This is a genomic window from Flavobacterium sp. 38 (genome assembly GCF_057799715.1).
On the sequence record NZ_JBYNWZ010000002.1, the window covers coordinates 20,038 to 33,156 of the forward strand.

The 13,119-nt window shown below is 33.7% G+C and carries 13 protein-coding genes and 1 tRNA gene; 8 read left to right on the forward strand and 6 right to left on the reverse strand.

The window, feature by feature from the left end:
* Nucleotide 1: 1 nt before the first annotated feature.
* Nucleotides 2-469, reverse strand: a complete 468-nt coding sequence (locus tag AC3E9W_RS05255) for a low molecular weight protein-tyrosine-phosphatase (protein ID WP_488767320.1) — start codon at nucleotides 467-469, stop codon at nucleotides 2-4.
* A 9-nt stretch (nucleotides 470-478) separates the two neighbouring features.
* A complete protein-coding gene (gene dnaA, locus AC3E9W_RS05260; protein WP_095931847.1) occupies nucleotides 479-1,906 on the reverse strand; it encodes a chromosomal replication initiator protein DnaA in 1,428 nt (475 codons plus the stop codon).
* A gap of 187 nt (nucleotides 1,907-2,093) precedes the next feature.
* On the opposite strand from dnaA, the gene AC3E9W_RS05265 reads away from it, so the two are divergent.
* Entirely contained in the window at nucleotides 2,094-2,498 is a 405-nt protein-coding gene (locus AC3E9W_RS05265) for an acyl-CoA thioesterase (RefSeq protein ID WP_488767322.1), read from the forward strand.
* A gap of 31 nt (nucleotides 2,499-2,529) precedes the next feature.
* Here AC3E9W_RS05265 and AC3E9W_RS05270 read toward each other — a convergent pair whose 3' ends face one another.
* From AC3E9W_RS05270 to ribD, 3 genes are all read right to left on the reverse strand, one after another.
* Nucleotides 2,530-3,162, reverse strand: a complete 633-nt coding sequence (locus AC3E9W_RS05270) for an IMPACT family protein (RefSeq protein WP_488767324.1) — start codon at nucleotides 3,160-3,162, stop codon at nucleotides 2,530-2,532.
* 104 nt (nucleotides 3,163-3,266) lie between these two features.
* Nucleotides 3,267-3,869 carry an HAD family hydrolase gene (locus AC3E9W_RS05275; RefSeq protein ID WP_488767325.1) on the reverse strand — a complete coding sequence of 201 codons (603 nt, stop codon included), beginning with the start codon at nucleotides 3,867-3,869 and terminating at the stop codon, nucleotides 3,267-3,269.
* Nucleotides 3,862-4,908, reverse strand: coding sequence for a bifunctional diaminohydroxyphosphoribosylaminopyrimidine deaminase/5-amino-6-(5-phosphoribosylamino)uracil reductase RibD (ribD, locus tag AC3E9W_RS05280; protein ID WP_488767326.1), 1,047 nt, complete (start codon nucleotides 4,906-4,908; stop codon nucleotides 3,862-3,864). The genes AC3E9W_RS05275 and ribD overlap by 8 nt, the downstream gene beginning before the upstream one ends.
* A 130-nt stretch (nucleotides 4,909-5,038) precedes the next feature.
* Here ribD and AC3E9W_RS05285 point away from each other — a divergent pair, with 130 nt between their 5' ends.
* Both AC3E9W_RS05285 and prmC read left to right on the forward strand, forming a co-directional pair.
* Nucleotides 5,039-5,524, forward strand: coding sequence for a GNAT family N-acetyltransferase (locus tag AC3E9W_RS05285; RefSeq protein ID WP_488767328.1), 486 nt, complete (start codon nucleotides 5,039-5,041; stop codon nucleotides 5,522-5,524).
* An 87-nt stretch (nucleotides 5,525-5,611) separates the two neighbouring features.
* Nucleotides 5,612-6,466, forward strand: a complete 855-nt coding sequence (prmC, locus tag AC3E9W_RS05290; protein ID WP_488767330.1) for a peptide chain release factor N(5)-glutamine methyltransferase — start codon at nucleotides 5,612-5,614, stop codon at nucleotides 6,464-6,466.
* Between the two features lie 90 nt (nucleotides 6,467-6,556).
* On the opposite strand, the gene AC3E9W_RS05295 is transcribed toward prmC, so the two are convergent.
* On the reverse strand, nucleotides 6,557-7,801 hold the full coding sequence (locus AC3E9W_RS05295) for an ABC transporter permease (protein WP_306156222.1): 1,245 nt from the start codon (nucleotides 7,799-7,801) through the stop codon (nucleotides 6,557-6,559).
* Nucleotides 7,802-8,003: 202 nt separating this feature from the next.
* On the opposite strand from AC3E9W_RS05295, the gene hisS reads away from it, so the two are divergent.
* From hisS to AC3E9W_RS05320, 5 genes are all read left to right on the forward strand, one after another.
* The gene (gene hisS / locus AC3E9W_RS05300) at nucleotides 8,004-9,431 is read left to right on the forward strand and encodes a histidine--tRNA ligase (RefSeq protein ID WP_488767332.1); all 1,428 of its coding nucleotides are present in this window, start codon (nucleotides 8,004-8,006) and stop codon (nucleotides 9,429-9,431) included.
* 389 nt (nucleotides 9,432-9,820) lie between these two features.
* Nucleotides 9,821-9,891 (forward strand) — tRNA-Trp (locus tag AC3E9W_RS05305).
* Between the two features lie 334 nt (nucleotides 9,892-10,225).
* Entirely contained in the window at nucleotides 10,226-10,804 is a 579-nt protein-coding gene (locus AC3E9W_RS05310; protein ID WP_306156220.1) for a nucleotide exchange factor GrpE, read from the forward strand.
* Between the two features lie 68 nt (nucleotides 10,805-10,872).
* A complete protein-coding gene (gene dnaJ, locus AC3E9W_RS05315) occupies nucleotides 10,873-11,982 on the forward strand; it encodes a molecular chaperone DnaJ (protein WP_125723360.1) in 1,110 nt (369 codons plus the stop codon).
* A 159-nt stretch (nucleotides 11,983-12,141) separates the two neighbouring features.
* On the forward strand, nucleotides 12,142-13,071 hold the full coding sequence (locus AC3E9W_RS05320; RefSeq protein WP_488767334.1) for an ABC transporter ATP-binding protein: 930 nt from the start codon (nucleotides 12,142-12,144) through the stop codon (nucleotides 13,069-13,071).
* Nucleotides 13,072-13,119: the final 48 nt, after the last annotated feature.

Consider the following 13,119-nt stretch of genomic DNA (forward strand, 5'->3'; position numbering starts at 1 on the left):
ATTAGGAGTGTTTTTTAAGAAGCTGATCTGCAATAAGATCAGTTACTTCGTCCAGCATTTGGTAAACGTTGTCAAAACCGTTTTCCGAACCATAATATGGATCTGGAACATCGACATTTTCGTTTGGAAATAATTCGTTCAAAATCATGCGGATTTTGTTTTTATGTTCTGGAGTTTTGGCTAAATGTAGCACATCGCGAAAATTCGAACCATCCATTACATAAATATAATCGAATTCATCAAAATCAGAAACTTGAATCTGTCTTCCTTTTTGAGCGCTGATGTTAATTCCGTTTTTTCTGGCAACTTCAATAGAGCGTTTATCAGGACAATGTCCGATATGCCAAGAACCTGTTCCAGCAGAATCTACAAAGAATTTATCTTGAGGTAATTTTGAAGCTAAAATTCCTTCGGCTAGGGGAGATCTACAGATATTCCCTAAACAAACCATTAAAACTTTTATTGGCATGAGTTGCGTTTACAGCGTTAGCTTTTTATTGATATCTTCAACAAACTTTTTAAACTGTTTGTCTGTAGAAACTAAATTGTCTACTGTTTTACAAGCGTGAAGAACAGTTGCGTGATCGCGATCTCCAATTTGTGAACCAATATTTGCTAAAGAAGCTTTAGTGAATTTTTTTGCAAAGAACATCGCTAATTGTCTTGCTTGCACCACATGCCTCTTTCTGGTTTTAGATTGAAGAGTTTCAATATCCAATTGGAAATAGTCTGAAACAATTTTCTGAATATAGTCGATAGAGATTTCTCTCTTTACGTTTTTAACAAATTTCTCTACAACACTTTTTGCCAATTCAATCGTAACTTCTTTTTTGTTGAAAGAAGATTGAGCGATTAACGAAATGATAGCCCCTTCTAATTCTCTAACATTAGATTTGATGTTTCTCGCAACATATTCCAAAATATCTTCCGGCATTTCTACACCATCACGATATAAAATGTTTTTTAAGATTGAGATACGAGTTTCATAATCAGGCTGATGTAATTCTGCAGATAATCCCCATTTAAAACGAGACAATAATCTTTGCTCAATATCCTGCATATCAACAGGAGCTTTATCTGAAGTAAGAATTACTTGTTTTCCGTTTTGGTGTAAATAGTTGAAAATATGAAAGAATACATCTTGTGTTCCAGATTTTCCAGATAAAAACTGAACGTCGTCAATAATTAATACGTCGATCAATTGGTAAAAATGAATAAAGTCATTACGATTATTCTTTTTAACAGAATCGATATATTGTTGCGTAAAAATCTCAGCAGAAATATATAAAACGGTCTTTTCCGGATACTTATCTTTTACTTCTACGCCTATAGCATGCGCTAAGTGTGTTTTTCCTAAACCAACTCCACCAAAAATCAATAATGGGTTAAATGAAGTTCCTCCTGGTTTGTTGGCAACCGCCATACCCGCAGAACGAGCCAAACGGTTAGAATCTCCTTCTAAGAAATTATCAAAACTGTAGTTCGGATTTAACTGAGACTCAATTTTTAAATTTCTAATTCCAGGAATTACAAACGGATTTTTTAATTCAGGATTTAAGTTTTTAAACGGAGCATCAACCTCTTGCGGTTTCATTGGCACTCTGTTGGCACTTGGCAGCTGCTCGGTAAACGGCTGTTTATTGCCATAAGTGTTCTCCATTTTAATTTTATAGAGTAACTTTGCGTTTTTTCCCAGTTCTTTGGTAAGCGCAACTTTCAATAATTTTACATAGTGCTCTTCGAGCCATTCGTAGAAAAATTTACTTGGAACCTGAATGTATAATGCGTTATCGGTTAGCTCAACTGATTTGATTGGTTCAAACCAAGTTTTATATGCTTGGTCTTGAATATTATCCTTTATAAAGGACAAACAGTTTTCCCATACCGATTGAGCAGTTTTAGTCATAGATTCAGATAAATTTTTATTATTGTTATAAAGATTCTCCTAATAAAAGAGGAGCAATTTTATTCCGTATTTCGGGATAACAAATATGTGAACAAATTTCTGTAAAAAAAAATATTTTGGTATCTAATTTTATAAAAAAAAGTTGTAAAGAGGCTTTTTAAATTCGAATTTTTTTAATATTTTATCAATGAAAAATCACCAGACTCAAGTACGAGTTCGTTACTCAGAAACTGACCAAATGGGAGTCGTTTATCACGGCAATTATGTTCCTTATTTTGAAATTGGACGCGTGGAATGGCTTAGAAATAAAGGGGTTTCGTATAAAAGCATGGAAGAAAGCGGAATTGGCCTTCCAATTGTGAACATGAATATCAATTATAAAAAGTCGGCGAGATATGACGAACTTTTAACAATTCATACCACTTTCAAAAGTCACTCTTCTGTCAAGATTGAATTTGATTGCGCGATCTATAATGAGACAAATGAGTTATTAACAACTGCGACGTTTATTTTAGTATTTGTTGCGTTAAAAACGGGTCGTCCAACAGCTCCTCCAGAGTACATTTTGGATATATTTAAAACGCTTGAATAATTGTTAAAACGCGATGCTTTTTTGTAACGTTTTATACTAATTTAATATCGATTTCGAACATTAAATCAAAAATGCTGAACACGGTTTCGGCATTTTTTTTTCGTGTTTTGGTCACAATTTTACCAATTGGCAAACCCGATATTTCATCCATTTCCATTTCCTGAGAAACGATTTCTAATTTCTTTTCTTTAATTACTCGCATTACTTTATTCATGTTTTTATAATCAAAAGAAATTAAAAATTCGACATCAATGGTTTTTTCTACAATTTCGCAAATCTGTAATGTTTCTTGAGCCGTAGTTCTGTAAGCGCTTATTAAACCGCCAACACCTAATTTTACTCCTCCAAAAATACGAACGACTACAACTAGAACGTTGGTTAAGCCAAAAGATTGTATTTGGCCGTAAATTGGTGCGCCAGCTGTATTGCTTGGTTCGCCATCATCATTGGCGCGATACGAAATTTTGTTTCCAACGCCAATTTGGTAAGCGTAACAATAATGCACTGCGTGCGGATGCTGTTTTTTGAGTTCTTCTATAATGGGTTTTACTTCGTCTTCATGGTCAATCGGAAATGCATAGCCAAAGAATTTACTGCCTTTTTCTTTAAACAGTATTTCTTCAGATGCGCTTGCAATAGTTTGATAAGTGTCGTTAATTTCCAAAAGAGATAATCTTAATTTTATTTTTTAGCCACAGATTAAAGGATTTTAAAGGATTCCTTTTTTTTAAATCTGTGCAAATCTTTTAATCTGTGGCTTATTTTATCTTAAAGTATATTTTTTTTATAAAGATCAACCACATCTTCTTTTCCGACTTGAAGATTCCAGACTTTAATTCCTAAAGCTGCTGCGCTGTCTGTGTTTTCGGTTTTATCATCAACAAACAAGGTGTTTTCGGCAGTCAAATTATTTTCGTCTAATACAAATTGGTAGATTTTTGGATCTGGTTTTCTCATTCCGATATCAAACGAAAAATATACTTTTTCAAAACAGGCATAAAAATCTTTGTAGAAAGAAACGCCACTTTTTTCTTCAAATGTATTGATATGAATAGAATCGGTATTGCTGAGCAGAAATAAACGATATTTTTTTGATAATTCTTGAAGAAACTCCAATCTATAAAAAGGGAAATCTGCCAAAACAGCATTCCAAGCTTTTAAAATATCTTCTTTAGAAGCATTTGGCAATTGTTTTTGAAAACCGCCAACAAAATCTTCTGGCGAAATTGCTCCAACTTCAAACGAAAGATTCAATTGGTCAAAATCAGAATTCCATTCCGTCATTCCTAGTTTTTGCAAACCAGAAATTGTGGCAGGTTTATCCAAGTTGATAAAAATATCTCCAAAGTCAAAAATTATAGCATTAATCATAATTTCTAATCAGTATTAATTCGTCACTTAAAATATTGGTTTTTGAACTATTTTTCCTCGAAATAACAGGCGCTTTTGTTCCTGTTGAAAAATTTGCTTTTCCGATAAAAATTCGGGCTTCATCCCAAAGATTCTCATCTATAAAAGATTGAAGTGTTTGTCTTCCACCTTCAATAATTACAGATTGAATCTGATTCTGATATAAGACATCCAAAATCTGCGGAATTATATTTTTGTCAAAATCAATTGCTTCAAACTGCGTATTTCCTTTTGAAGTTTTTAATGCTTTAGAAAAAACAATTGTTTTTACCGTTTCATCAAAAATAAAACTGTTTTCTCCAATTCGATTGTTTTGATCGACAACGATTCTTGTCGGATTATTTCCAAACCAATCTCGGGCATTCAGCTTAGGATTATCGTCAACAACAGTTTGTGTTCCAACTAAAATAGCCTGTTCTTCAGTTCGCCATTTGTGAACCAATTGTCTCGAATACTCATTTGTAATCCAAATCGGTTTACGATCTTGACCGATGGTTTTTTCTGGAGCCAAAAAGCCATCTAGACTTTCTGCCCATTTTAAAATAATATAAGGTCGCTTTTTTTGGTGAAAAGTAAAAAAACGTTTATTCAATTCGTTGCATTCGTCTTCTAAAATCCCAACCGTAACATTAGCACCGGCTTCAATCAGTTTTTTTATTCCTCTTCCAGCAACTTTTTCGTTAGGGTCAACCGTTCCCACAACAACATTTGTAATTTTATTGGCAATAATCAGATCGCAGCAAGGAGGCGTTTTGCCAAAATGGCTGCAAGGTTCTAAACTCACATAAATAGTTGCTTTTTTTAGCAAAGATTTATCTTTGACAGAATTAACTGCATTTACTTCAGCATGCGGTTCGCCCGCTTTTTTATGCCAGCCTTCGCCAATAATCTGATTTTCATAGACAATTACACTGCCAACCATTGGGTTCGGGTAAGTTGTTCCAAAACCATTTTGAGCAAGCTCTATACAGCGTTTTATGTATTTTTCATGTATATTCACAGTGCAAAAGTAGTTAATTTTGAGTTGATCGCTAGCGTAAAAAAATCTAGTTATGAAACAATCTCAAAAGTTGTAACGGTATCAAAAAACTATCTTTATTTTTGTATTTATAATGAATTAGAATAAAAAAATGGTAAATTGGCTAATAAGGGCAATTAAAAAAGAAGACAATCAAGCAGTTGCAAGTTTGATACGATCTGTTTTTGATGAAATGGAAATTCCAAAAGTGGGAACGGCATATGAAGATCCATATCTGGATTTGATGTTTGAAGAATACAGCAAGCCCAAATCGGTTTATTTTGTTGTCGAAAATGAAGGAGAAATTGTTGGCTGTGCGGGAATTGCGCCTTTGGAAAATGGAGATCCTGAAATTTGTGAATTGCAGAAAATGTATTTCCTTCCAAAAACAAGAGGTTTGGGAATTGGAACGCAAATGATGGAAAAATGTTTAGATCAAGCCAGAGCTTATGGTTTCAAAAAATGTTATATCGAAACCATGCCATTTATGCATGCTGCACAAAAGCTATATGTAAAATCTGGTTTTGAATATTTAGATGCTCCGTTAGGTTCGACGGGACATTGTTCTTGCCCTGTATGGATGCTGAAAGTTTTGTAATTAAAATGTAACAATTTTAAGCTAACAAGACTTATTGAAGATAAAAATGTCAGTTTTCTGCTGATATAAAATGCTCAAAAACTAAAAATGAAGATTAAACAATATCGTACTCAGTTTATTAAAGAATTAGCTCCTTTTTACGATGCGTACGAAGCGGAGAGCTTTTTTTATCTGATTTTGGAAGATAAACACCAGCTTCGTCAGATTGATTTGGCTTTAAATCACGAATTAACATTTGAGGAGAATGATTTTGTAATATGGGACGAACTGCTGAAACAGCTTAAAAAAGAAGTTCCAATTCAATATTTGCTTGGGAAAACAAATTTTTACGGTTTGGATTTTGAAGTAAATGAAAATGTGCTGATTCCGAGACCTGAGACAGAAGAATTGGTCGAATGGATTATTAATGAGAATGCTGGTTCAGAAAAATCTAAAAAAATAAAAATTCTTGATATTGGAACAGGAAGTGGCTGTATTGCTATTTCGCTGGCAAAAAATCTTCCAAACGCAGAAGTTTTTGGAATTGATGTCTCTAAAAAAGCTATTGAAACGGCAAAAAGAAACGCTATCACCAATAATGTCGATGTTACTTTTATGCTTCTAAATATTTTAGAGACAGAAGAGTTTACTTGTCAGTTTGATATAATTGTTTCGAATCCGCCGTATGTTCGAAATTTAGAAAAAGAAGAGATTAAAAAAAATGTGTTGGATTATGAACCACATTTAGCGCTTTTCGTAGAAGATAATGATCCGCTTGTTTTTTATCGAAAAATTGTTTCTCTGGCGCATAAAAGTCTTCGTGAAAATGGAAAATTATATTTCGAGATCAATCAATATCTTGGAAAAGAAATGGTTGAGCTTTTAGAAAATATGAAATTTAAAGATATCGAACTTCGAAAAGATATTTATGATAATGACCGAATGATAAAAGGGGATATTTAGAGTGTTCAGTGTTCAGTTTTTTAGTATTCAGTTTTGCTTTATAGTTTTTAATTAAACTGATCACTAAAAAACTGAACACTGAACACTAAACTATTCATAACGCAACGCTTCAATAGGGTCTAATTTTGATGCTTTAATAGCTGGATATAATCCCGAAACCAATGCCACGCAAAAACTCGTCGCAAAAGCAGCAAAAATTGCCATCCACGGAATTACAAATGCAAAACTCATAGCTGTTGCTATAGCAAAACCGAGCAAAATTCCTAAAATGATTCCGACTAGACCTCCAATTTGACCAATCAATAAAGTTTCGATAAAAAACTGAAAAGCAACGGTAGATCTTTTTGCTCCTAAAGCTTTACGAACACCAATTTCGCGAGTGCGTTCTGTAACCGAAACGACCATAATATTCATTAAAGCAATAGAGGATCCTAAAATCGTAATTACAGAAATAGTCCAAGCGGCTATACTTAAATATTGCGTTATACTGAGAATACGGTTAATTAAATCGTCGCTTCTCACTACTCCAAAATTATTATCGCGCACTGGGCTTAGCTTGCGAACTCTTCGCATAGTGCTTGTGGCATTGTCAATGGCTTCGTCTAAAACTTCTTTTTTAGAAACCATAACGCTTACGGTATAATTTATGTTTGGCGCAGTAAACAAAGATCTCGCTACCTGAATCGGAATTAAAACACGCAAATCCTGACTATTTCCAAACGTCGAACCTTTTTCTTTTAATACTCCGATAACTTTAAAGCGTGCACCTCGAATAGAAATGATTTTATCGATCGGATTTATGTCTTTTAAAAGTCCTTTTTCAAAATCAGAACCCACAACACAAGAATAAGTATTATTTTCAATATCAAACTGATTAAAACTTCTTCCTAAACTAGTTTCAAGTCCAGAATTGGTAATAAAATGTTCGTCAACTCCAACTACAGTAATTTCTGGGTCTGTTTTTTCACCTAAATATTTTACTTCCGCAGTTGTGGTTGCAGTAAAAGAAAGAGAAGTTTCTGTAAAAGGGTATTTGTATTTTGTTTTGAAAGCAACAGCTTCTGGATAAGAAATAATCGGGTTGATTACTTCGCGTTCATTCCCGCCGCGGTTTCGAACTTTATTTTCGTATTGGTTAATATTGAAAGTATTGGCGCCCATTGAAGCAAAATCGTTCGAAATAGTATTGTCCAAGGCCGAAACAACGGTTAAGATTCCGACCAAAGCCGTAATCCCGATAGCAATAATTAAAACGGTAAGAATAGTACGCAGCAATTGGGTTTTTATAGAACCAAACGCAATTCGAATATTTTCTTTAAATAATTTTAGCATCATGACCAATTTGTCACGAAAATACGTTTTTTGTTACAAGTTTGTTTTCTAACAGTTAATATTTATTTTAAAAAGTAAGATATTTGCAGGCGATTTAGCATTTGCAGAAAATCAAAAAATCAAATAAATAAATGTCAAAGTGTTTTAGAATTTAAGATTCAGAAAAAAATCTAAAATCTAAAATCAACAATCTAAAATAAATAAGATGGCTTCAAAACCAAGTATACCAAAAGGAACAAGAGATTTTTCACCAGCAGAGGTGTCAAAACGTCAATATATTATTCAAACTATAAAAGCGAATTTCGAAAAATTTGGTTTCCAGCCAATCGAAACGCCTTCGTTTGAAAATTCAGATACCTTAATGGGGAAATATGGAGAAGAAGGAGATCGTCTGATTTTTAAAATCTTGAATTCAGGAAATTTTTTCTACAATAAAAGTAAAATTGAACTGCCAGAATCAATTGAAGAATTACAGTTAAATTCTGCAGAAAAAATATCTTTAGAACAGAGAATTGAATTAAATAAATTCACAGGAAAAATTTCTGAAAAAGCGTTGCGTTACGATTTGACAGTTCCGTTTGCTAGATATGTCGTGCAACACCAAAGTGAAATTGAATTTCCCTTCAAAAGATACCAGATTCAGCCAGTTTGGAGAGCAGATAATCCGCAAAAAGGGCGTTTTAGAGAATTTTTTCAATGCGATGCCGATGTTGTAGGTTCAAAATCGCTTTGGCAGGAAGTGGAATTGGTTCAATTATATGATACTGTTTTTACGGCTTTAGGTTTAGAAGGCGTTACAATCAAAATCAATAACCGTAAAATTTTATCTGGAATTGCTGAGGTAATTGGTGCATCAGACAAATTAATTGATTTTACAGTTGCATTGGATAAACTGGATAAAATTGGAGAAGACGGTGTTAAAAAAGAAATGATCGAAAAAGGAATTTCTGAAGAGGCTTTAGTAAAAGTACAGCCACTTTTTAGTTTCTCAGGAACTTTTACAGACAAAATAGCACAGCTTTCGGAATTATTGTCATCTTCTGAAGAGGGAATGAAAGGTGTTGAAGAATTGAAATTTATTTGTGACAACGTTGCTGTTTTAGGACTTTCGACAGCTACTTTAGATTTGGATGTGACGCTTGCTCGTGGATTAAATTATTACACCGGAGCTATTTTTGAAGTTGCGGCTCCAAAAACAGTAGCGATGGGTTCTATTGGCGGCGGCGGAAGATATGACGATTTGACTGGTATTTTTGGTTTAAAGAATATGAGTGGTGTCGGAATTTCTTTTGGATTAGACCGAATTTATTTAGTTCTTGAAGAATTACAGTTGTTCCCAGAAACTGTTGCAGCTACCTCAAAAGCGATATTTTTGAATTTTGGAGATAAAGAAGCTTTATATGCTTCACAGGCGATTCAGAAATTGAGACAAGAAAATATAAAAGTAGAATTGTATCCTGATAGTGTAAAAGTTGGAAAACAATTTCAATACGCAGACAAACGTTTGATTCCGTTTGCCGTATTGGTTGGAGATCAGGAAATTGCTTCAAATTCGTATGCGTTAAAAAATTTAGTTTCAGGAGAGCAAGTAACTGTTGATTTTGAAGGATTGAAAAATGCTTTGCTAGCTTAAGTTTAACCGCAAAGAGCGCAAGGGTTTACGCAAAAGGCGCAACGATTTTTTGCCACAAATTGCACGAATTTTTACGAATTTTTTTAAATATAGCCCACGGTTTCAATCGTGGGAGCGCAAAGATTTTTTTTGACACAGATTAAAAAGATTAAAAAGATTTTTTTAGCCACAAATTGCACAAATTTTCGCGAATTTTTTTAAACATAGCCCACGGTTTCAATCGTGGGAACGCAATGTTTTTCTTGTTTCAAGTAGATTTTACAGATTTAGAAAAATTAATTTGAATTTATAATCTAAAGATTCAGAGAGACTTGGCTTAAATCGGTTTAAATCGGGGAAAAATAACTTGGTAGAGAAGAAAAAAAGCATTTAATTTGCCACCTCAAGTTACGGGCGTAGTTCAAGGGTAGAATAGCGGTCTCCAAAACCGTTGATGGGGGTTCGAATCCCTCCGCCCGTGCAAAACATAGTAGATGACAACTCTGTCAGATAAAAAAGCTCAAGCATAAAAAAAAGCTTCGTCTCTATAGGCGAAGCTTTTTTTAATATAAGGTAAATTTGAATTAATAATTATTTAGAGGCCGAAGCCAACCCTTAAATTCAATTTTTGGTGATAATAATTAATGTTTATTGGTCTCAAAGATAAGATAAACTAAAACGTAATAGTCTTAAAATTATAATAAATTTTTTCTGCTCAATTATGTTTTTTAAATGTCTCATAATTAATAAAGTGACAATTTGACATTTTATAAGATTTGGCAGTACTTTTGCAATCTAACAGAAAGAAATAAAAAATGAAGTTTAAAAATATTTTTAAAAATAAAAGTAATATGACTACGGAAAATACAGAATTCGATCAGGAATTAGATGATGCAACGATAGAGACTAACGCTAATGGAGAGCAATTAATTGTTGAAGAATTAAGTGTTGAGGAGCAGTTAGCTCAAGACTTAGCTAAAGAAAAAGATAAGTTTTTGAGATTATTCGCCGAATTTGAAAATTACAAAAAAAGAACTTCAAAAGAGCGTCTTGAATTATTTAAAACAGCAAACCAAGAAGTTTTATTGGCTATGCTTCCAGTTTTAGATGATTTTGACAGAGCTGCTGTAGAAATTAATAAATCTGATGACGAAAATCTTAAAAAAGGAGTGGAGCTAATTCACGAAAAACTAAAAAGTACTTTAGTTTCTAAAGGTTTAGAACAGGTTGATGTAAAAGCAGGCGATGATTTTAATGCGGATTTTGCTGAAGCAATTACTCAAATTCCCGCACCTTCTGATAAATTAAAAGGTAAAATTGTTGACGTTATTGAAAAAGGGTACAAATTAGGAGACAAAATTATTCGTTACCCTAAAGTTGTAACTGGAAACTAAAATGCAGATAAAAATTTCAAATGCATTTTTGGAATTTGGAATTTTAAAATTTGGAATTTAACCTTATTATGAAAAAAGATTTTTACGAAATACTAGGCATTTCAAAAAATGCTGATGCTGCCGAAATTAAAAAAGCATATAGAAAAAGCGCTTTAAAATACCATCCTGATAAAAATCCAGGCGACAAAGAGGCAGAAGAAAACTTCAAATTGGCGGCAGAAGCTTACGAAGTTTTAAGTGATCCGCAGAAAAAAGCAAAATACGATCAATACGGTCATCAAGCATTTGATGGTTCTGGGGGATTTGGCGGTGGTCATGGCGGTATGAATATGGATGACATTTTCAGCCAGTTTGGTGATATTTTTGGAGGCGGATTTGGCGGTTTCGGAGGTGGAGGCGGTGGCCCTCGCCGTGCGAAAGGAAGCAATCTTCGAATCAAAGTGAAACTTACTTTAGAGGAAATTGCAAATGGAGTTGAGAAAAAAGTAAAAGTAAAACGTAAAGTTCAGGCTAAGGGCGTAACGTATAAAACTTGTACGACTTGTAACGGTCAAGGTCAAGTAATGCGTGTAACCAATACCATTTTAGGAAGAATGCAATCTGCATCTACTTGTCATACTTGTGGTGGTTCTGGACAAATCTTAGATAAAAAACCTTCTGAAGCAGATGCTCAAGGAATGGTTCAAGAAGATGAAACAGTATCAATCAAAATTCCTGCGGGAGTTGTTGATGGAATGCAGTTAAAAGTTGCAAACAAAGGTAACGATGCGCCAGGAAACAGTATTCCAGGAGATTTAATTGTAGCGATTGAAGAAGTGGAGCACGAATTCTTGAAGCGTGAAGGTGAAAATGTTCATTTCGATTTATACATCAGTTTCCCTGAAGCAGTTTTAGGAGCTTCTAAGGATATTGAAGCAATTAACGGAAAAGTTCGTATTAAACTGGAAGAAGGAATTCAATCTGGAAAAATATTAAGATTAAAAGGAAAAGGAATTCCGAGTTTAAACGGTTATGGAAGCGGAGATTTACTGGTTCACGTAAATGTTTGGACACCAAAAACATTAAATAAAGAACAAAAACAATTCTTTGAAAATGCTTTGACAGACGACCATTTTGCTCCAAGTCCAGAGAAATCAGAGAAATCATTTTTTGAAAAAGTAAAAGATATGTTCTCATAATCGGAACTTTTTAAAATTATAAATAAATTAAAAACCCATTCTAGCATAAATTAGAATGGGTTTTTTGCGTAATATGACACAATTTCGCTTCGAATTATTTACTTTTACAGTCGCTGAACCGTAACAGGCAAAGTGACGCAGTAAATCCTTAAAAATAGCATGAGTAACTTACTAGAAGTACATAAAGTCGTAAAAAAATACGGCGACTATGTAGCACTTAACGAAGTTTCATTAAATGTGCCAAAAGGCAGTATATATGGACTTTTAGGTCCGAATGGAGCCGGAAAAACTTCCCTTATCAGAATCATAAACCAAATTACCCTGCCAGACAGCGGTGAAGTGATTTTGGATGGAGAAAGATTACAGCCTAAACATGTCCAAACAATTGGATATCTTCCAGAAGAAAGAGGTTTGTACAGTTCGATGAAAGTGGGAGAACAATGTTTGTATTTGGCGCAAATGAAAGGGCTTTCTAAAGCTGAAGCTAAAAAGCAATTGGATTATTGGTTTGACCGATTAGGAATTCAAGGCTGGTGGAACAAGAAAATACAAGAACTTTCTAAAGGAATGGCACAGAAAATCCAGTTTGTGGTTTGTGTTTTGCATAAACCAAAATTGCTCATTTTAGACGAACCTTTTTCTGGATTTGATCCTGTAAATGCGAATGTGATTAAAGATGAAATTTTGGCATTGAAAGAACAAGGCTCAACGATTATTTTTTCGACTCACAGAATGGAAAGTGTAGAGGAACTTTGCGAAAATATAGCTTTAATTCATAAATCAAATAAACTAATAGAAGGTAAAATTGGCGATGTAAAACGACAGTTTAGAACCAATAGTTTTGAAGTTGGAATCTTGACGAGTAATGTTGAAGGTTTGATGTATGATATTACACAAAAATTTACCGTTTCTCCAGCTAGTTTCAAATCGCTAAATGATGATTTGAAATTAAATATCCAGATTGGAAACGCGGCGCCAAATGAATTATTAAATGTTCTAACACAGCGCGGACAAGTGACACATTTCGTCGAAAAAATTCCAAGCGTTCACGATATTTTTATTCAAACGGTTACTGAAAACACAAAATAAAATTCCAAAAAATAAATTCCAAATTCTAATTGTTAGGTTTTGGAATTT

Bases quoted from the DNA above. Each gene is read 5' to 3' on its own strand.
- hisS (WP_488767332.1), top strand. From the start codon at position 8,004: ATGGCTTCAAAACCAAGTATACCAAAAGGAACAAGAGATTTTTCACCA.
- prmC (WP_488767330.1), top strand. From the start codon at position 5,612: ATGAAGATTAAACAATATCGTACTCAGTTTATTAAAGAATTAGCTCCT.
- AC3E9W_RS05255 (WP_488767320.1), bottom strand. From the start codon at position 469: ATGCCAATAAAAGTTTTAATGGTTTGTTTAGGGAATATCTGTAGATCT.
- dnaJ (WP_125723360.1), top strand. From the start codon at position 10,873: ATGAAAAAAGATTTTTACGAAATACTAGGCATTTCAAAAAATGCTGAT.
- dnaA (WP_095931847.1), bottom strand. From the start codon at position 1,906: ATGACTAAAACTGCTCAATCGGTATGGGAAAACTGTTTGTCCTTTATA.
- AC3E9W_RS05320 (WP_488767334.1), top strand. From the start codon at position 12,142: ATGAGTAACTTACTAGAAGTACATAAAGTCGTAAAAAAATACGGCGAC.
- AC3E9W_RS05295 (WP_306156222.1), bottom strand. From the start codon at position 7,801: ATGATGCTAAAATTATTTAAAGAAAATATTCGAATTGCGTTTGGTTCT.
- AC3E9W_RS05275 (WP_488767325.1), bottom strand. From the start codon at position 3,869: ATGATTAATGCTATAATTTTTGACTTTGGAGATATTTTTATCAACTTG.
- AC3E9W_RS05265 (WP_488767322.1), top strand. From the start codon at position 2,094: ATGAAAAATCACCAGACTCAAGTACGAGTTCGTTACTCAGAAACTGAC.
- AC3E9W_RS05310 (WP_306156220.1), top strand. From the start codon at position 10,226: ATGAAGTTTAAAAATATTTTTAAAAATAAAAGTAATATGACTACGGAA.
- AC3E9W_RS05285 (WP_488767328.1), top strand. From the start codon at position 5,039: ATGGTAAATTGGCTAATAAGGGCAATTAAAAAAGAAGACAATCAAGCA.